Source organism: Oceanobacillus sp. MO10714A, from assembly GCF_037072045.1.
In the GTDB taxonomy this organism is placed as follows: Bacteria; Bacillota; Bacilli; order Bacillales; family Amphibacillaceae; genus Oceanobacillus; species Oceanobacillus indicireducens.
The window spans coordinates 88,123-107,224 of sequence record NZ_JAXHDC010000006.1 but is presented as its reverse complement, the minus strand read 5'-3'; the positions used below and the strand labels follow the sequence as shown (position 1 = coordinate 107,224).

At 37.5% G+C, this 19,102-nt stretch carries 21 protein-coding genes and 2 pseudogenes; 18 read left to right on the top strand and 5 right to left on the bottom strand.

All coding sequences use genetic code 11. The features are described from left to right. The first annotated feature begins 144 nt into the window (after positions 1 to 144). Both SPD53_RS06845 and SPD53_RS19800 read left to right on the top strand, forming a co-directional pair. Complete coding sequence (locus tag SPD53_RS06845; protein WP_336252063.1) at positions 145 to 441, top strand: hypothetical protein; 297 nt, start codon at positions 145 to 147, stop codon at positions 439 to 441. Between the two features lie 252 nt (positions 442 to 693). Further along, positions 694 to 891, top strand: a complete 198-nt coding sequence (locus tag SPD53_RS19800) for a group II intron maturase-specific domain-containing protein (RefSeq protein WP_336253608.1) — start codon at positions 694 to 696, stop codon at positions 889 to 891. Between the two features lie 204 nt (positions 892 to 1,095). Here the strand turns inward: SPD53_RS19800 and SPD53_RS06840 are convergent, their stop codons facing one another. Continuing rightward, the gene (locus SPD53_RS06840) at positions 1,096 to 1,830 is read right to left on the bottom strand and encodes a hypothetical protein (RefSeq protein ID WP_336252062.1); all 735 of its coding nucleotides are present in this window, start codon (positions 1,828 to 1,830) and stop codon (positions 1,096 to 1,098) included. A gap of 332 nt (positions 1,831 to 2,162) precedes the next feature. Here SPD53_RS06840 and SPD53_RS06835 point away from each other — a divergent pair, with 332 nt between their 5' ends. Further along, on the top strand, positions 2,163 to 2,663 hold the full coding sequence (locus tag SPD53_RS06835) for a glutaredoxin family protein (protein ID WP_336252061.1): 501 nt from the start codon (positions 2,163 to 2,165) through the stop codon (positions 2,661 to 2,663). Between the two features lie 180 nt (positions 2,664 to 2,843). On the opposite strand, the pseudogene SPD53_RS06830 reads toward SPD53_RS06835, so the two are convergent. After that, a pseudogene (locus SPD53_RS06830) lies at positions 2,844 to 3,507 on the bottom strand (thioredoxin family protein); the annotation flags it as partial. A gap of 636 nt (positions 3,508 to 4,143) precedes the next feature. Further along, entirely contained in the window at positions 4,144 to 5,172 is a 1,029-nt protein-coding gene (locus SPD53_RS06825; protein WP_156856938.1) for a ketopantoate reductase family protein, read from the bottom strand. A gap of 172 nt (positions 5,173 to 5,344) precedes the next feature. Here SPD53_RS06825 and SPD53_RS06820 point away from each other — a divergent pair, with 172 nt between their 5' ends. The 11 genes and pseudogenes from SPD53_RS06820 to SPD53_RS06770 all read left to right on the top strand — a co-directional run bounded on the left by SPD53_RS06820 (position 5,345) and on the right by SPD53_RS06770 (position 13,486). Then, positions 5,345 to 6,826 carry a methyl-accepting chemotaxis protein gene (locus tag SPD53_RS06820; RefSeq protein WP_336252060.1) on the top strand — a complete coding sequence of 494 codons (1,482 nt, stop codon included), beginning with the start codon at positions 5,345 to 5,347 and terminating at the stop codon, positions 6,824 to 6,826. Positions 6,827 to 6,832: 6 nt separating this feature from the next. Further along, positions 6,833 to 7,105, top strand: a complete 273-nt coding sequence (locus SPD53_RS06815) for a hypothetical protein (protein WP_156856940.1) — start codon at positions 6,833 to 6,835, stop codon at positions 7,103 to 7,105. Further along, positions 7,102 to 7,248, top strand: a complete 147-nt coding sequence (locus SPD53_RS06810; RefSeq protein WP_336252059.1) for a DUF5344 family protein — start codon at positions 7,102 to 7,104, stop codon at positions 7,246 to 7,248. The genes SPD53_RS06815 and SPD53_RS06810 overlap by 4 nt, the downstream gene beginning before the upstream one ends. 5 nt (positions 7,249 to 7,253) lie before the next feature. Next, the gene (locus tag SPD53_RS06805; protein WP_188856897.1) at positions 7,254 to 7,598 is read left to right on the top strand and encodes a T7SS effector LXG polymorphic toxin; all 345 of its coding nucleotides are present in this window, start codon (positions 7,254 to 7,256) and stop codon (positions 7,596 to 7,598) included. A gap of 302 nt (positions 7,599 to 7,900) precedes the next feature. Beyond that, positions 7,901 to 9,016, top strand: a complete 1,116-nt coding sequence (proB, locus tag SPD53_RS06800; RefSeq protein ID WP_336252058.1) for a glutamate 5-kinase — start codon at positions 7,901 to 7,903, stop codon at positions 9,014 to 9,016. Further along, positions 9,013 to 10,260 carry a glutamate-5-semialdehyde dehydrogenase gene (locus SPD53_RS06795; protein WP_336252057.1) on the top strand — a complete coding sequence of 416 codons (1,248 nt, stop codon included), beginning with the start codon at positions 9,013 to 9,015 and terminating at the stop codon, positions 10,258 to 10,260. Before proB ends, SPD53_RS06795 begins: the two co-directional genes overlap by 4 nt. 431 nt (positions 10,261 to 10,691) lie before the next feature. Further along, the gene (locus SPD53_RS06790) at positions 10,692 to 10,832 is read left to right on the top strand and encodes a hypothetical protein (RefSeq protein ID WP_336252056.1); all 141 of its coding nucleotides are present in this window, start codon (positions 10,692 to 10,694) and stop codon (positions 10,830 to 10,832) included. A gap of 47 nt (positions 10,833 to 10,879) precedes the next feature. After that, positions 10,880 to 11,596 carry a phosphotransferase family protein gene (locus tag SPD53_RS06785; RefSeq protein WP_336252055.1) on the top strand — a complete coding sequence of 239 codons (717 nt, stop codon included), beginning with the start codon at positions 10,880 to 10,882 and terminating at the stop codon, positions 11,594 to 11,596. Between the two features lie 374 nt (positions 11,597 to 11,970). Continuing rightward, positions 11,971 to 12,117 carry a hypothetical protein gene (locus SPD53_RS06780; protein WP_336252069.1) on the top strand — a complete coding sequence of 49 codons (147 nt, stop codon included), beginning with the start codon at positions 11,971 to 11,973 and terminating at the stop codon, positions 12,115 to 12,117. Beyond that, positions 12,084 to 12,413: pseudogene (gene tnpA, locus SPD53_RS06775) on the top strand (IS200/IS605 family transposase); the annotation flags it as partial. The gene SPD53_RS06780 and the pseudogene tnpA, both read left to right, overlap by 34 nt. Before the next feature lie 5 nt (positions 12,414 to 12,418). Continuing rightward, complete coding sequence (locus SPD53_RS06770) at positions 12,419 to 13,486, top strand: transposase (RefSeq protein ID WP_336252054.1); 1,068 nt, start codon at positions 12,419 to 12,421, stop codon at positions 13,484 to 13,486. A 499-nt stretch (positions 13,487 to 13,985) separates the two neighbouring features. Here the strand turns inward: SPD53_RS06770 and SPD53_RS06765 are convergent, their stop codons facing one another. After that, complete coding sequence (locus SPD53_RS06765; protein WP_336252053.1) at positions 13,986 to 14,255, bottom strand: hypothetical protein; 270 nt, start codon at positions 14,253 to 14,255, stop codon at positions 13,986 to 13,988. Positions 14,256 to 14,470: 215 nt separating this feature from the next. Between SPD53_RS06765 and SPD53_RS06760 the strand changes: the two genes are divergently transcribed. From SPD53_RS06760 to SPD53_RS06750, 3 genes are all read left to right on the top strand, one after another. Then, positions 14,471 to 14,950: an HAAS domain-containing protein gene (locus SPD53_RS06760; RefSeq protein WP_336252052.1), complete on the top strand. Its 480-nt coding sequence runs from the start codon at positions 14,471 to 14,473 to the stop codon at positions 14,948 to 14,950. A 97-nt stretch (positions 14,951 to 15,047) separates the two neighbouring features. Then, complete coding sequence (locus tag SPD53_RS06755) at positions 15,048 to 15,236, top strand: hypothetical protein (RefSeq protein ID WP_336252051.1); 189 nt, start codon at positions 15,048 to 15,050, stop codon at positions 15,234 to 15,236. After that, on the top strand, positions 15,229 to 15,843 hold the full coding sequence (locus tag SPD53_RS06750; RefSeq protein ID WP_336252050.1) for a Fic/DOC family protein: 615 nt from the start codon (positions 15,229 to 15,231) through the stop codon (positions 15,841 to 15,843). Before SPD53_RS06755 ends, SPD53_RS06750 begins: the two co-directional genes overlap by 8 nt. A gap of 299 nt (positions 15,844 to 16,142) precedes the next feature. Here SPD53_RS06750 and SPD53_RS19795 read toward each other — a convergent pair whose 3' ends face one another. After that, the gene (locus SPD53_RS19795) at positions 16,143 to 16,316 is read right to left on the bottom strand and encodes an EamA family transporter (RefSeq protein WP_442946178.1); all 174 of its coding nucleotides are present in this window, start codon (positions 16,314 to 16,316) and stop codon (positions 16,143 to 16,145) included. A 966-nt stretch (positions 16,317 to 17,282) separates the two neighbouring features. Here SPD53_RS19795 and SPD53_RS06740 point away from each other — a divergent pair. After that, the gene (locus SPD53_RS06740; RefSeq protein ID WP_336252049.1) at positions 17,283 to 19,001 is read left to right on the top strand and encodes a methyl-accepting chemotaxis protein; all 1,719 of its coding nucleotides are present in this window, start codon (positions 17,283 to 17,285) and stop codon (positions 18,999 to 19,001) included. Positions 19,002 to 19,102: the final 101 nt, after the last annotated feature.

Genomic DNA, 19,102 nt, shown 5'->3' with positions numbered 1-19,102 from the left:
CCAGTCTTTTTATGGTTTTGTCGTTATTACCATTATACAAGATTTGGGTGCTTCTTTTTTCAACTCTCAAGACCGTTGGGAGACAAGGACTGTGAATTATGAAATTCATTCAATTAGTATTTAAAATAACAGGAGTGGATTAAAATGAACACAAAGAAAATGAAATTGATTTTTACCCCAATAGTTTTCTTAGTTTTTGTGTCAGCTTGTGTAGTTTTTATAATCAACTCGACATCCAATTATTTTTCCTTCAATGTAATTTCATATTTTTGGCCTTTCTTATTTTTAGTAGGTATAGCCTTTGCAGTATATATTATAAAGAATTTCAGAACAAATAACTTACTCAATAATATTCTTTCTATAGTTGTCTTAAGCCTATGTGTTTCATCTTTAGGTTTTTATGGATTTTTCTTTTATCTAGGAAAAGTGTTGGGGGCATAAAAATGGAAAGGGAAGGGAGTAGTCCTTCGCTTTTTTATTTGTGCGTAAGGCATGGCGACTATCTAAGTGGTGCAAGTCCACTGTGGGGGTATACATCAACCAACCACTAGAGAAAAAAGGATACTCAAAAGCAGTTTCTACTATGATTCCAATAAGAAGCAATGTCAATCTAGACCAAATCAACATTCAATCCAGAATTTCCAAAGAAAATTGCGTCAGTTGACGAGACGGAATTGAAGCATTTCTTTAGATATGAGAAAACTGAAACAGGTCATTTACGGTTGGGTTAACTATTTTAAAATTGCTAACATGAAGGTAGTGCTTGGAGCAATAGATTCAAAACTTCGATCTAGATTACGAGCATCATTTGGAAACAATGGAAGAGTAGTAAGAAAAGAATTAAATCATTGGTTCAACTTGGTATTCAGGAAGGGGAAGCTTAAAGCTTAACATACTGCCGAAGGGCTATCGCTTTATCGAAGGTCGTTCACCGAGTAATGTCCAATAAACGATTAAGGCAAAGGAGTATCCCCTTTGCCTTAGATTCCTACTCAAAAGTACACACTGTAATATAAACCGCCGTATACGGAGGAACCGTATGTACGGCTGTGTGAGAGGGGGAGAAAGTTACTTAACTTTTCCCTCTACACGATTTTAGCAAACTGACCCCAACTTACCTTGGGAACATAACAAACCGAATTCAGCAATCATCCACCAGCCTGGATCCGAAGTACGATTCGCACAGGTGTAAAGTTGATAGTCGCATCCATCATCACCCTTACCGAAGTTTGCCCAACAACGGTCGTGACTCCGGCAACAGCTATCAAGTGGATTAATAGGTGTTTGTGTGAAGTTTTTCCCATTACAACCACTACCACAATATCTATAGTAGTAGTACTTACCTTCCCCGGAACTATAAAAGATCAAACATCCCTCATACCAAGCTGCCGGAGCTACTTCGGAAATCTCATCCGCACCTTGTGGATTTTTAAGTTCTTCTACAAACAAGAAATACTCCGCATTAAATTCTATTTGATTCTCAATTTTTACTTCTTCGTCTTCTACAATAGCTTTTACTACCATCTTTTCACCAAATTCATTAATCGTTGAAAAATGGGCTTTTACACGCAAATCCTCACCTTGCTTCAGAGCTTGGATAATAACTTCATCGTGCAATCTAACAAAGATAGCAGCTACTTTAACTCCTTCTCCATTCTTATCAGGAGCGAATGTTAATGACATTGTTTCGGTTTCTTTGACTTCGACATCTTTATGATGCTTTTGTATTTCAGATATTAATAAAACAAAGTCTCTACTGAGATTAAGCTCTTCAATCAGTTCATTTTTCTTAGTCATCTCTAATTCTTGCGATTTAACTAGGATAGCCATTCATTTCATCCTTTCATTTTATAATCATTTTATGCGTTAACAGCCGCAACCTTCCCAAACTATACGCCCAGTAGGGAGAACTTTGTATAAACCCGGACAATCATTACCATATCCACAACATCTTCGATCAGGTGCACAATATATTTCGGATAAAGGAAGCACAACCTTCTTTTCTTCATCGTGGTTCATTAATTTTCACCTCTTTTCCCTTCTTATTTTTAAAAGGTGGTTTTAATTCTTCCAAACTAAAACGTTTTTAATTTATTTTTTTGATTTTCATTTATCGAACCTCACTTATATATATAAACGTACAATAATAAGGAGGATTAGTAATGAATTCAACAACTTCTGTAAAGGTTTTTATTAACCCTACCTGTGGACCTTGTAATGAATTAAAAAAATGGTTGATCAAAAATAAGATTCATTTTATTGAGAGAGATATAATCAATGATGTATCATCAGCAAAGGATTTTAAAAGTATTGGTGGAAAATTTACTCCTACTACAATTATTGAAACCGATACAGAAAGTTTCAAAGTGATTGGGAACAGTCCCTATAAGATTTTAGGAATTCTATCAAAAATTAAAAAGCAACAGTCACAAAAAAGGAACGATTTTATGACTAATGAATCCCCTATTGTGAGCGAAATCAAAAAATTCAACCAAATAAAAATTGATTTATTTAATCTATCAAAGTGCCTTGAATTTTGTAAGGACAAACAGGAAAAAGAAGAGATTTTTAAAAAAGTTCTTGAATATAGTGTAGATCTTAAAAACACCAAGGAACTATTAGAAAATGAATATCAAATTAAAATCTGTAAGTGTATGTTTTAAAAATAATTAGACGAATGAAGATAAATAAAGTGTAAAACTAAGCTTTTAGTAAGAAGCGTGTAAGCTTTCTTCTTAACATAGTTTAGTTTACACTGCAATTCTTGTTCATCTTTCCATGTATTCCAGTTTGATAGCTTACTTTATGAACCATTATTTAACAACCCTTAAATAAGGTTTCTGTATTTGATTGGATTCGATATCTTTCACGCGTTGTGTGTTCATAACATCGATATTGTACGCGTCGACATGCTGTTTAATACTTGCAGCGAGCGAGTCACCACTCGTTTCTTTTACACTGATAAAGATTTCTATGGAGCTAGTATCAAGAATTTGTCCGCCGAAACGGTCTGTAACCATCCCAGTGCGGATGCATTTTCTCGCGGCATAGATAGCAGCACTGCCACCTGTTGGTCCACCACCGACAACGAGTACATCATAAGGATCTTTATCCTCGAATTCGGATTGGTCTGCTGTGCTTCCTAATTGATTCAGGATTTCCTCCAGTTCCATACGTCCGCCACCCCATTCATCACCATTGAGGTGGACGGTAGGTACAGCCATGATATTTTTGCTTTTGACTTCTTTTTTAAAAGCGCCGCCTTCAATCATGGTGTGGGTAATGCAATGCTAGGATTTATGACAGCCATTACGTTTAATGCCTGCACAACAACTGACAATTATGACAGCTTAGGCTGACGTACGTTTCAAAGTGATATGTCCCATCAAGCTTTTTAATATGATCAATCAGTTTCTCATACACTTTTGGGGCCCGTCCACTTACTTGAAGGAGAGCGAGGATGAGGGAAGTAAATTCTTCGCCAAGAGGCAGACCAGCAAATATAATGCTAGTATTTTTGTTTGAAATATTTTTAAATAAAAGAGTAACTCTTCTGGTGTACGGCCGCTGCTTTTAACCTATATATCTACTTTACGACAGTATTATAAGCATACTTGGGAGTCGTAAGTGCTATGCAGGAAGAAAATATATTATGAACGTGTCTTAAAAGATTGGAATGACTTGAGGGTATGATACCTTCCCTCTCTTTATAGAAGGGAGGGCATAGAAGTATGGAGCAGGTTTTGATTCTGATTACGTCTGTAGTCAATCTGATAATAGCAATCACTAATCTGATTGTCATAATATTAGACAGAGACAACAAAAGGCGTAAAAAGAAAAAGAACTCTAAACGCTCACAACGTTAGAGTTCTAAACCACATGGGAGGGGAGTAAAATCTCCTCCTAACCATAATCTATGTCAATCATACCCTCTTTATTCAAAAAAATCAACATAAAGGGTGAAAATTATGGTGGCTGCAGCCTTAATGATTTCAATTGTGGCTCTTGTGGTGTCTGTAATCAATTTAGTAATTGTATCTAAAAACCGAAAATAACGATGGTTGTATAATGAAAAGTACATAAAATTTTTTATAATGAAAGCTGTGTTTACAAATAATAAACAGACCGTTAATATGTGATAAATTAGGAAAGCAACTCTCTAAAATAAGCAAGATTCTCCTCAAATTCAGGAAGCCCTTTTCCTTCCTCGGCTTTCTTCACCAATCGCACAAGTAAATCATTAAACGGAGTGTTGATGTTCACTTCTTTTCCTTTCGAAGCTACAAACCCATTTATATAATCAATCTCCGTTCTTTGTTTCTTCTCAAGGTCTTGCAGCATACTTGCTTTCAGTAAAGCTTGTGGGCCAAATGCTTTTTTCGAAAAGCCAATAGCTTGTGGCAAGTTCGATTTGTCTGCAGCAATATTAAAGATGTTTAAATTAAATCCAGCAAGTTCGTCAAACTCGACACCGGATGCAGTGCCAACTTTAATCGTTTCATCGGCTAACATGACAGCACTCGTTACTGCAACTTCATCCTTTAAAACATCTCCATATGTACAACCTAAAGCAGCGGACATACCACTCATCGCGACGTTTACTAGCAATTTTGCCCACTTTGTTCCGATGAGATTTGCAGAAATTGTTGTGTTACCTACAGCATCAAGAATGCCTTTAATTTCTTGAATGCGGTCTGTAGTTGTTCCATCTAACTCACCGATTTGGAAAGCATTTGCTTGGAAAGACTCAGCGGCCGTTGTTAATTCAGATACCCCAGGCTCGACCCATGTTGCTCCAAATTCAACTGATCCGCCAACTATTCGTTTCTTTCCTAAAATAGAAGCTAAGGAATCTTCTGGAACTCCATTTTGTAATGATAAAACAATACTATCCGTATCTAAGTGTGGAGTGAGATTTTTCAAAACCTCTGTATTATACAATTGCTTCGTTAATAAAAGCACTAAATTATATTGACCTTCCATTTGGTCCGGTGTGATTGCTTTTACAGGGATCGTTTCATTTATCGTACCAGTAATTGTAGCGCCCGATTGATTTAAGGCATCCACATGCGCCTGATTAACATCAATTAGCTCAACTAGTTCGTTATTCTTAGATAGATATGCTCCAATGATCGTCCCTAAGGACCCTGCACCCATAATTGCGATTCTCATATTACTTCCTCCTAGTACATAAGTTGTGATAACATAGGATAGTATACTGTACTTTTATGGAAAAATCATGTGGAGTGAATAAATACATATATTTATAGTTTGATTTAACATTGATCCCAGATAACCGATAATAGAAGCGGGATGTATGAGAAAATAGAAAAAGGAGATTGGCATGAAACAAGATACATATAACACACAGCGTGTTCATAAGGTTAACTTATTTCTGATGATTGCAACCGTTTTACTTTTAGTAGTACCAATTGTTTCTTCACGGGGTGTGGATGACACGGTTAGTATTATTATAGCGGGAGTTTTAGTTATTGTTTTATCAGTCGCTAATTATTTTTTACCTTTTCCGCCATATGTAAAAGGGTTAATCTTCGCCTTACTGCCATTAATTGTTGCGACATCAATGTTTTATTTAGATGGTTTTGCTTTAAATAAGCATTATATTATTCTTTTGTCTATCGCAATGGTGACACTCTATTTTAAAGAAGAACTTATACTTATATTTATTGGCATTGTTAATCTTGCATTTATTGTAACCTATCTGAGCGAACCGGAAGAGCTGCTCGGAATCGATAGTGACTTTAAAGGATTTATTACGGTCCTAGCGTTAATTAATGGAATAATGGCTGCTTTATACTTATTGACGAAATGGGGAAGAGAGCTAATTGATGAATCCTATCGCAAGGAAATGGAAGCCCAGCGCTTGACCGAGCGATTACAAGCAACCATACATACGATTGAGGAAAATACGCATACACTGGACGACAATATTGACCATTTAAACACAAATATTACAACGATTTACGATTCAAGTCATCAAATTAATCAATCGGTGGAAGAGATGGCAGCAGGAATTCAAGAAGAGGCAGGTAGTATTAGTTCCATAAGTGAAGCGATGGGGGATTCCGTTGAGAGGGCAAATCGATCAATTTCGATCTCGCGGGATATTGTAAATAAATCAGAGGCGATGAACGAAAACGTGCAAGAAGGCTGGCAGAAGATCAGCCAGCTTAATAATCATATGTCCACTGTAAATACTGCAATAAGTACAACTGCCGTCACGGTGAATGATTTGCAGACAAGTCTAGAAACCGTTAATTCACTCTTGCAGGGGATTAAGGATATCGCAGATCAGACGAACCTCCTTGCGCTGAATGCTGCAATTGAATCGGCTCGTGCTGGTGAACATGGAAGAGGTTTTGCGATTGTAGCGGATGAGGTTCGCAGATTAGCGGAACAAAGTGCCAATATAACCGTTGATATTGAAAACGTTACAACTGAACTCTTCGACAAATCGCGAAATGCGCACGATCGATCGCTGCAAGGAGAATCTGCTATTAAAGAAGGAGAAAAAATACTAGAGGAAATTTCTGCATATTTTGCAGAGATAAGAGATTCTTTCCAGTATACAAATGAAGAGCTTGCTACAGGGATGGAAGAGATACAATCATCGACAAGAAACTTTAAGGATATTCAAGCCCAAATAGAAAGTGTGGCAAATATTTCAGAGGAAAATGCATCAGCCACAGAGGAAATTGTTGCTACGATAGAAAGTGAACATGAGTTAATTGCCAATATCAATGAGGCGATTGAAGAGATCAATAGGTTGAGTGGGGAATTAAAAGGGATTGTTGTTGGGGATTGATCAATTATGAAAAAAGCTGGAGTCGCAGGGGGAAACCTCTCGACTCCAGCTTTTTTAACACACTTCCAAAAGAAGTCTCCCTCTTCAATTGGAAGCGTGGAATTATTGGCGAGTTATAAAGACATTGGAACGGTTCAATTAAACACTGTTCTGAACAGATTAGAACAAGAAATAGAGACTCTCGAACAATCAATCACTAGCTTACATGAACAAATTGCTTCGACCAACTCAAGTATTTCTGCTTTAAAAGAAAGAAGAGAGGAGCTTCGCAATCAATGACTAAAGAAATTAAACTGAACGAGGCCAAAGTAAAATCTGCATTATCGGAATTGAAATCTATTGCGGATCAGTTTGAATCCACTTTCTCCAGTATGAAGGAAGAAGAAAACAAGCTAGACAGGAAGCACATGAGAAGTTTTTAATCCATTTGTATGAAATTCTAATTGATTTTGAAAACGGATTGAAGCGGATGGAACAAGCAATCCAGTCGTTTGAATTAATTCCAAATGTAAGGATTGAGCAAAGTTTTTTAGAAAATGATATTAATTACGGACTGCAAAATGTTAAGAATACAACACTGAATTTGACAGATGCTGCGAACCATACGATACAAAGTGTCCGCGATATTGTTACTCTGCCACAGCTCCATCCTGATGAATTGATCCATCGGGTCCGGCAAGGCGAAAAGCAAACCAAGCAACTCGTTGAACAGTTCCCTATTGACAATCTTATCTTTCCTCGCCATAATAGTGTACATATATCCGAACGGTGACAAAGGAATAGTATGCAGTACTTGCTATGAAAGAGAGTGGAATTTATAAGCTGAGAGATTCCGCCATAGACAACCTGCAGAACCTGCCTTTGGAGTCCCATGCAACACATGGGCGCGAGATCAAGCGTTATTGATGAAGTGGAATGTGCATACATTCAAGTAATGGTGGTACCGCGGAAGCAAGCCCTTTCGTCCTTATAATATAGGATGAAGGGGCTTTTTTAGGTGGATTATAACCAGATTTATCACTTTATTCTGTAAAGTAAGTAAAGCGTTAATAGAGTAAACGGAGGAAACAGAAAATGCGTAGACAACGAATTGTAGTCAAAATCGGCAGTAGTTCACTTACGAACGAAAAGGGTGAAATAGATCAGCAAAAACTGGATGAACATGTTCGTGCACTTGTTGCGCTAAAGGAAGCTAACCATGAAGTAATCCTGGTATCTTCAGGTGCAGTTGCGGCAGGTTTCCGCGGACTTGGTTATTCTTCAAGACCGGTAACCCTAAAAGGTAAACAAGCAGCCGCGGCAATCGGACAAAGCATGCTGATTCAGACATATATTGAGAAATTTAGTTCCTTCGATATAAGGGTAGCCTTATTATTGTTAACTAGGGATGACTTTTCAGACCGGGAGCGCTACCGAAATGTTTATGCAACGATGACAGAACTGTTGGAAAGAGGCGCAATACCAATCATCAATGAAAATGACACTGTATCAGTTGAAGAATTGACATTTGGTGATAATGATATGCTATCCGCTTTGGTCAGTGGCTTTATCCATGCCGATCAGCTCATTATATTAACAGATATTAATGGAATTTATAATGGAAATCCGCGAACGAACCCCGCCGCAGTAAAATATGACTACTTAGATGGAATAACAGAAGAGATGATTCAAGATACAGATTCGACTGGATCGAAGGTAGGCACTGGAGGAATGAAATCAAAGCTAATCGCAGCCAAAACCGCAACGATGCTCGGCGTTCCTGTCTTTATCGGGCACGGGAAAGGCCATGATAAACTCATCCAAGTTTTACAAGGAAATGGCGATGGCACGTATATTGCGAGCCATTCCAAAGCTCCAATCAATATGAGAAAACAATGGATTGCGCTCCATTCTGAAGCAATGGGGAGAATTTATGTGGATAAAGGAGCAGAAGAAGCAATATCCAATCAAGGAAGCAGTTTACTTTCAGCAGGAATATTAAAAATAAGCGGGACCTTTGAAAAGGGTGATGTTGTCCATGTGTATGGAATGCATGATTTACTTGGAAAAGGAGAAATAAGCTGTTCATCTGATGAACTCGAGCAGACGATCAAAAGCCATAGCGATAGAGAAAAAGTCACACCATCTATCGAAGTAATCCATCGTGACGGTTGGGTTAGTGTAGAAAAAATAGGGGAGGCATTACCATGAGTGAAGTGATTCAAAAAGGAAAGGCTGCGAAAAAAGCAAGTTATGCTATGTCAAGCGCAACAACAGAAGAGAAAAACGAAGCACTGTCCTTGATTGCAGCGCAATTACTTAACGATCAAGATATGATTCTTAAAGAAAATGAAAAGGACCTTACCGCAGGACGTGAAAGTGGGCTTACTTCATCTGTATTGGACCGAATCATGTTAAATCAGGAAAGACTAGAAGGGATTGCTGCTGCGATAGAGGAAATCATCGTACTTCACGATCCGATCGGCGAAATCCTGGAAACAATCCATAAAGACAATGGGATGAAAATCGAGGAGAAACGTGTCCCGCTTGGAGTTGTCGCGATGATTTATGAAGCTAGACCGAATGTTACGGTCGATGCAGCAACCTTGACACTCAAAACGGGAAATGCAGTTATTTTAAGAGGAAGCTCCTCCGCTAAAAATTCCAATCTAGCGCTAGTGAACTCAATCCACCGTGCTATGGAAAAAAGTAAACTACCCGTTGATGCTGTTCAGCTAATTGAGGATACGAGTAGAGAAACAGCTAGCGAATTATTCCGGTTAAATGATTATTTAGACGTATTAATACCTCGCGGTGGTAAAAACTTGATTGATACGGTTGTTCGAGAAGCTACCGTACCGGTAATTGAAACAGGTGCTGGAAATTGTCATGTATTTATTGATCAAACTGCAAAGCAACCGATGGCAGAAGCGATTGTTTTAAATTCGAAATTGCAACGCCCATCCGTATGTAATGCAATTGAGTCGCTTTTAATCGATGCTTCCTGGTTTGCCGAATATGGCAAGGAGCTTTTAGAAAAGTTAAAAGTGAATGATGTACAGATTTATGCTGATGAGCGGGTTCGTGAAGATTTCCCTGACGTTCTTGAAGCATCGGAAGAAGACTGGACGAATGAATATCTCGGACATGCCATTAGTGTTAAAGTGGTGGATTCACCGCAGGAAGCAATCGAACATATTAATCAATATGGAACAAAGCATTCTGAAGCGATTATTACGGAAGACGCTCGAAATGCTGAAATGTTCCTACAACATGTGGATGCAGCGGCAGTTTATCATAATGTATCGACTCGCTTCACGGATGGATTCGAGTTTGGATATGGTGCGGAAATTGGAATAAGTACGCAGAAGTTACATGCAAGAGGGCCAATGGGACTCAAAGCATTAACTTCGAGTAAAGTGCGTATTACAGGAGATGGGCAGGTTAGAAGTTGATATTTAGCGGAATTCCAGAAGAGTTTTTTTTAAAACCAAAGGGTCAGACCAGCTGCACCACCGGCTCACTTTTATTTAACTAAGAAAAGCCTCTCAAAAGTTCAGTGAACTTCTGGGAGGCTTCATTAAAATCTTTGGTTTAGGTTGTCGTGTTACTTTATTAGTACCTACCAGTGGTTCTCAACATTTCTTCTTATATATTTTTTATAAGGAATCGTGAGGGGGGAGAGTATAAAGGTTGATACGACAGTTATGGTAACGTTTACAATTAAGCGGGAATATGTTATAATATATACAGTAAATCATATACTATTTTTTATTTAAGAGAGCCCACCTTTGGCTCTTTTTGAATGTATAGGAAACAATAAATAAAATTGCTGCCGAATGCATGCATGTTTTCTGTACTAATAATATTAAATGGAGGGGGTCACATGGATAAAAAATTGATGAGCTCGTTGATTGAGAATACACTGAATATTCCGGTATCGAGTATTGAAGATATGAGACGGACGCCCGGTGGGATGACAAATGACAGTTATTTTGTCACAGTCAATGGGGAAAATATGTCGTAAGGATTGCTGGCAAAGGAACTGACGAATTAATTGACCGCCAATCGGAAATGAATAATCTAATATATGGAACAGAAATTGGAATAAATCCAGAACTTATATATTTTGATATAGAAAGTGGGCTAAAGATTACTCGGAAATTAGAGTCTTCGAAAGCATTAACTCCAGAATTGGCAAGAGAAGGTCAAATCATGCAAAAAATCATTAACCTGTTCCAGCGACTTCACTATTCTAAGAAGCCAATGACCAATCGGTTTGATTTATTTGGATTAATGGGACACTATGAAAACCTTGTTCAAGAGGTCCAACCTTTCATGATGGAAAAGATTGCACATATGAAAGAGCATATATTGGCCTTAAAAAAAGAGTATGAAACGATGGAAGTGATAGAGGCTCCGTGTCATATAGATACGGTTCCTGCCAATATTTTAGTAGATAAGAAAGATCAGTTGTATCTGATTGATTGGGAATATAGCGGAATGTTTGACCCAATGTGGGATATAGCGACATTGTTTCAAAGATTATTTTTCACAGAGGAAGAACAACTGTTTTTCCTAAAAACTTATTTTGGACGCGATCCTAGACCTGAAGAAATGCAGCGTATTTTGTTGCATGAAATTTTCCAAGATTATTTATGGTGTTTATGGACGATTTATAAAGAGGCAAAAGGCGAAGATTATGGAGCGCTTGCAATGGAACGCATGGAGCGAGCTATGAAAAATATTGCGGAATACAATACGACGTATAATTTTGATGATGTTGTATGACCAATTTATCACGTATTAACGGTCTGTAATACCCCCTCTCTAAACATGAAGGAAACCTAATATGTGAAGGGGGAAACAGTTCGTAAATTCCTGTTTCTGTTCAACTAACATTTAGTGGGGGGAAAGGATTCCCCACTGAATGAGTTTCACTTTATAGTCGTATCAAGGGCTTTTCTAGAAGAGGAAGAGCCCTTTTATATTACCGCAGAAAAGTAAAACCTAACCTTTTGCTTAAGTTACATTATTTCTTTCCGGATCACCAATGTTTAATTTATCTAAACATTCACTTTACATTATCCGAATAAAGTGATACTATCAATCTCATTTATACATAGGAGCATACCAACAAAGCACAAACAAAAGGGGAATCAGTCATGGATGTAATCAACAAAATAAGTAACATAGCCGGTAAATATTTCGCGCTTATTATCATCATTTTTTCAGTCATTGCTTTCTTGGTTCCGGAGTGGTTTTCTTCATTTGGATCTACAGAAGGAAAATTTTTCTTCGTGCGGATGTAGAGGAACGATTCAAACAATTAGTCCAAGAAAGATGTGAAGAATTAAAAATTGTGATTGTTGCTTTGGAATGTGACAAGGACCATACCTATATGTTTCTGAATACACCACCAACATTTAGTCCTGCTAATATTATGGCGAAAATTAAAGGGGTGACTTCTAAAAAGTTAAGAGAGGAATTTTCGCATCTTCAACACTTGCCAAGCCTTTGGACACGTTCCTATTTTGTATCTACCGCAGGAAATGTATCGAGCGAAACCATTAAACGTTATGTTGAGCAACAAAAAACAAGGGGGTGAGCCATGTGTCGCAAACCATAACGGTTCAAGTCAAATTGCTTCCAACAAAAGAACAGGCTTCTATTTTGTCAGAAATGAGTCAATCGTACATTTCTACAATCAATACTCTAGTTTCAGAAATGGTTGCTGAAAAGAAAAGTACAAAGAAATCAAGCAAGCATATTTCTGTTGCCCTGCCCAGTGCTGTTAAAAATCAAGCGATTATAGACGCTAAAAGTGTGTTTAAAAAAGCGAAGAAAAATAAATACAAGGTGATTCCTGTTTTGAAGAAACCAGTGTGTATTTGGAATAACCAAAACTATTCGTTTGATTTTACACACATTTCAATACCAATCATGGTCAATGGCAAAGCAACTAAAACCCCTATTCGTGCCTTATTTGCTGATAAAGATAACCGTCATTTCGATTTGCTAAAACACAAATTAGGTACGCTACGTGTCACAAAGAAAGCGAATAAATGGATTGCCCAAATTTCTGTCACGATACCTACCATTCAAGGAACAGGTGTAAAAGTCATGGGGATAGACTTAGGCTTAAAAGTACCTGCTGTGGCTGTGACAGATGATGAAAAGGTACGCTTCTTTAGTAATGGCAGACAAAATAAATACGTGAAGCGAAAATTCCGTTCTGAACGCAAAACATTAGGCAAAAAGAAAAAGTTAAATGCTATTCGCAATTCAAAAGATAAGGAACAACGCTGGATGAAAGATCAAGACCATAAGGTTAGTCGTGCCATCATTGATTTTGCAAAAGAAAATAAGATTTCTGTCATTCGCTTAGAAAAATTAGCGAACATTAGACAGACGGCAAGAACAAGCCGTAAAAACGAAAAGAATCTGCACAATTGGTCATTCTACCGCCTATCAAAATACAGTGAATACAAAGCGAATTTAGAGGGAATAAAAGTTGAATATGTGAATCCTGCCTATACAAGTCAAACATGTCCTAAATGCTCTGAAAAAAATAAGGCACGAGACCGCAAATATAAGTGTAAATGTGGATTCGAAAAACATCGTGATTTAGTTGGTGCTATGAATATTCGATACGCACCTGTGATTGATGGTAATAGTTAATCAGCCTAAGATGCTATATGCACTGTCTTAGGAGGGGTAATGAGATACCCTCATCTTGAAGGCTGTTCAAAACAGAAATGGACTGCGAACGTTTAGTCATTCAAGAATCCCACCCGGAAAACTGTAAGGTTTAGGGCTTGCGACTTTAGTCGTGGGAGTCTCAACGGTACCATGCTTGCTTCCAAGTGGGGGAAAAGTGAAGTTCCAAATAAACAACGCACGAGTTGAAGAACAATCAAACGATGCTGCTGTAGAAAAAAAGAAATTAGGGCTTCTCAAAGGTTCGTCAGACTTTTGAGAAGCCTTATTCCATCAAATTGATTTTTCCAATAGGTGAGGTTATCTTATCAACGTAAAATAAAAAGCGCTTATAAATATAGGCGCTAACGATTATTCGTGGCGAGAGAACTATGTGTTCACATCACATGTTTAACCTGTTCCTCGACTTACACGAATCAGCTCATCGCTATATAAGTATAACATGGTTCGGCTAAGATAACTAGATGACCATTACTTGTCTAACGATGTGTGATACATCATACGGATTAATTGCCAATTCGCCTATTGTTCCTTTTACTGATATTAAAATATCTCCATTCCTTGAAAAAACACTTGGTTTTTGCGTTGTTCTTACCGTGTTCACGGTGCCTTCTTTAAAATTGCTAGCACCTGTAATATAAGGAGTGCCTTCTTTTGAACTGTCCGAATAACTGTCTGATTTTAAGTCTCTCCAGAAATCAATTCCATTACATTTCGTAATCTGCTCCATTCCAAGCTTCCTAGAATATCTAAAAACCAGACATGGGCATGAGATATGGGAAAAATATAGCGTTCAAGTTCCCAACTTATTTGATAAATTTAACCGTTACTATCACAGAAAAGATGATCATAATGGCAAGGTAATACCTTCGAGACCCGAAATACTGGAAAGATTTTGGGATAGGTTGAAACAAGAAATGAAAACAGCAAGAAAATATTCAACTATTGCCAGGGATTATTTTAGAGGCAGAACGTAACGGGAAACCCATAGAAAAGGTTGTTGGAAATTCCCCAAAAGAATATATGAAGATGCTCTCTAGAGAAATGGACACTGATAATAAAAACTGGTTCAAATACATCTGTATAATTATATTTGGTTCATTTTCATTTAGGCTTTTCCCAGACTTAATGGACTTAAATCTTTCTTGTTCTGTTCTTGAAATTGTTGGGCATATTATATTTGGAATCGTTTTTATTCTTTTTGCCTTTGCAGGTTTTAGATATATAACAAATCAATCCGCAAGGAAACAGGCGGTTGTACTAGCTGGAATGGTATTATTGTTATCGGCTTTATCTTTCGATTTAATTTATCTAAATAAAGTTATTGCAAGTCCCATTATCCACTTTGGTACTATTGGAAGTCTGATTGTTGCTGTATTTATAATACTGTTTTTTATCGTTCTGGTCTTTTGGGCAACAAAATAAAGTTTTACAATTGGGTGCAATCTTTGTAGAAGGAATATGTTTCTACGCAGGTTTAACCATGGTATAATAAGTATATGAGCAATTGGAGGTGTAAGGATTGAAGTTGGATGTCAATAAACCTCAATTAACCATTATGGGTGTTAAGTTTAACAATCAGGAAGAATTTAGAGGTGCATTATACGCAATTAGTTCGAATATGATTGAAGGCTGGCAGCCCACGAAACAAGATGTTGAGCAAGTGAAGGATTATCTTATTTTAAAACAAAAGGAAAAATCCGATGACTAGGAAAAGATACGCATCATATAAATATGAAGACCCGGATGATTTGTATGTATATCCAGACAGCGGGGTTCTGCGAAATAAATTTAACATAAAATCTGCACAAGAATTACAGGCCAAGGAGTATCGTATTGTTACGAACAAATTACTTGATCTATTCGAAAATCCAATTCATGTTTATTCGTTGGGAGATATCCAGAAGATCCATCAATTCCTCTTTGAAGAAATTTATCATTGGGCTGGAGAATTTCGACAAGTTAATATATCAAAAGATGGGAATCCGTTTATGGCGATGCAAGCCTTTGATACCGGTACAGAATATATGAATAAACTGATAACAGATTATCATCAACAAGCAAATGATAAGTCCTCAATCATAAAATCTTTAGCAGAAATATTGGATAATTTAAATTATATGCATCCGTTTAGAGAAGGAAACGGCAGAACACAAAGGGAAGTCATTAGAGTACTTGCTTTAGCAAAAGGATATATACTAGAAGTAAATTTAAATTTAGATGATGACATATATCATTTATATATGGATGGAATAGTTAACGGGGATACCAGTTTGTTGGAGGAATTATTCACAAAAATAATGGAAACAAATGAGTAGACTATCCTCAAAAACGAGGCTAGTCTTTTTTGTGTAGAGAGTTGGCTACCGTGTTCCTTAATTGTGAATTGTTGCACTTAAAGTAACGGGTGCGATAATAAAATAAGACGATCATCAATTGGTCGTCTTTTTCTTATGTAAATACTAACTAATATTTTTGGAATATTATGTTAGTATTAAAGTGTGAAGTAATGGAGCTAAAGGGGCAGGTTAGTTTAATAATATAGAAAATCACATATTTGATAGGTTAATATGTGATTCCTATAACAGTCAGGTTTGTTTAATATTAAAGTCTCTGTCTATGATACATTCTTGCTGAGTAATCGCTTATTTTCTCCCTTTTTATTCGTTGATGAAATAATGACACCTGCAATTACTAATAAAGCCCCGATATAATCAGTGGAACCCATTACCTCATTGATAAATATATAACCAAATAGTGCAGCAAAGACGGGTTTTAAAGAGAAAATCAATTCAGTTCTAGCAGGTGTTGTGTATTTTTGATGTGGTAGTAGTATCTAAGCCAAAAGTGATTAATGTAAACACTAAAAATAATTTAAAGCCAAGTATGATGGCATAATTCATAGTGTTCATGTCTATTTTCCTTATCATATGAGGAAAAAAGCTGCAGCACATAGAAATGCTAATCCAAAACGAAGGGCAATTAAATTAAACTCTTCTATTGAATCAAGTCCCATTTTCATAAATAAGTAAGATGCACCCCAACAAATAGTAACTACTAACATTAACAAATCGGCACCGAATGTTAGTTGAACAGAATCAGGTATTTACGGACTTTTTGCCCCCATCCTTCATATATAGGCTTCTCCTCATGTTTAGAGGAGGGAGGGTTAAAGACCGTTAATACGTGATAAATGCAAGAAAATAAATAAGTAACTTTACAAATAACACACTCCATAATATACTATAAAAATCTAGTTCTTTCGTAGGATATGGATTTTTTGTTTGAATTGGAGTGAGGTGGAATACATATAAAGAAAACATTTGGTTTGCTCATTGGCGGACTGCTGGTAGGTCTATTTATTTAGTTATTTATCACTAACAGTTCCGTAAATGAGTTGAAAGATGATGTGGAAAGAAAGCAAGCCCTTGTAAACGAAATTGAAGAGGGGCTTGAAGAAGTTGCTGCAGAGCAACATGTGCAAGAGGTCAAGGATGGCGTCATATCGGCAAAATAAATTGGGGAAGAAATGATTGAAGTGGACAATATATTAACTGCTTTTTACAAATCTTGGGCTCCCCTGCCTGAAGATGAGAAAGTATTCCAAGAGTTAAAAGCAGCGAAAAAAGTACCGAACTGACAGGCGCTGATGATAACATCTTACAACATGGCAACTGAACCCAGAATGAAGATTAACATTAGAAACAGTCGTCAATTATAGCAATGTGAACGAGATACCCATCTTATTAAATGTTCAATGCTTAACATGGAAGGGAAGCGAATATTAAAAGTGAAATTTAAAAGTATACGTGCAAGAACTTTAGCAGGATTTTTTATTATAATCGCCTTTGTTATTGGAATTTCAATCATGGGCTTTATCTCCACTACGCAAAGCAATAATGTATTAAGGAACATTGCAGATGAAGATCTGCCAATGCTGATAGCGGATGAGGGGTTGACTACGAATTTTGCCAATCGTGTGGGCAGTGTCCGTGGCTATTTACTAACGGGAGATAATGAATTTAAGGAAAAGTTTGATCTTCTTACAGACGAAGCTCGTGAATTTGAGGATGATATTCTTGAAAAAAATTATTCTGAAGAAATGGAGCAACTTATTAACGATACAGTCGAATGGCGTGAAATAGTCATAAATGATGTATTTGCTATGTACGACGAAGGAAACGTAGAGGAGGCGCTGCAGTTATTCGAAGAGAATGTTGTCCCGATAGGTGAAGGGTTGCTGGACAGTTACCAGCAATTGGCAGAGGGTCGAGAGGCAATGATTCTTAACGGAGCAGATAATGCGATTACAGAGGGATTATGGACATTAGTAATATCACTTGTTATCTCGGTTCTGGCAATAATCTTAAGTATTGGAATTGCTATTCTTTTCGCCCGCATGATTTCAAGTCCAATTAAAATAGTCATGGAACGAATGGATCAAATTGCGGCTGGTGATTTAAGTCAAGAACCGCTTGAAGTAAAAGCGGAGGATGAAACAGGACAATTGACTGTATCGACGAATATGATGAATAAAAATATGCGCGATCTGTTGCAACGGATTAACACCGTGTCCGAAACGGTCACAAGTCAGAGTGAAGAGCTAACCCAATCGTCCAATGAAGTAACGGAAAGCTCGGAGCAGGTGGCAGCTACGATGGAAGAAATCGCAGCTGGTTCTGAATCTCAAGCGAATAATGCATCGGACCTTTCGAATAATATGGGGATATTCACGACGAAATTGCAAAAGACAGCTGAAGAAGGTGAAGAGATTCAACAAACGGCATCTGAAGTACTCCATTTGACGAATGAAGGTTCCGGGTTGATGGAGGCTTCGATGGAGCAAATGTCGGAAATAGACCGAGTAGTTCATGAAGCTGTATCGAAAGTGGAAGGGTTGGATACCCATGCTCAGCAAATATCAGAATTAGTAGTAGTCATTCATAATATCGCGGAACAGACAAACTTACTTGCATTAAACGCGGCGATTGAGGCGGCGAGGGCAGGCGAGCATGGTCAAGGATTTGCGGTTGTGGCAGATGAGGTAAGAAAGCTTGCCGAACAATCTTCCCAATCCGTAACGAATATAACAGATATTGCCGAGCGGATCCAAAGTGAGTCCAGCATGGTTGTTGCGTCACTTAAGGCTGGATATGCAGATGTCATCCGAGGTACCGAGCAGATTACAAAAACAGGAGAGACTTTTAGAAGGATTACAACATCCGTAACCGGTGTCGCAGGTAGTATTAAAGAAGTCTCTCTCAATCTGCGCGAGATAACGGAAAGTAATGAGCAGATGAACCGAGCAATTCAAGAAATTGCAGCCATATCAGAAGAATCTGCAGCAGGGGTAGAGGAAACCTCAGCATCGATTGAACAAACGAGCTCTGCGATGGTTGAAGTTGCCGCAAGCTCTGATGAACTGGCGAAGTTGGCAGAAGAATTGAATATGCTTGTGAATGAATTCAAGTTGTAAGCTTATCTTAATTCCTAAGTGATTTTCTCTATAACACAAAATTAATAAACCCCTATACTAAATGGTTAATTGTATTTAGACTGACTGTTTAGCGTGGGGGT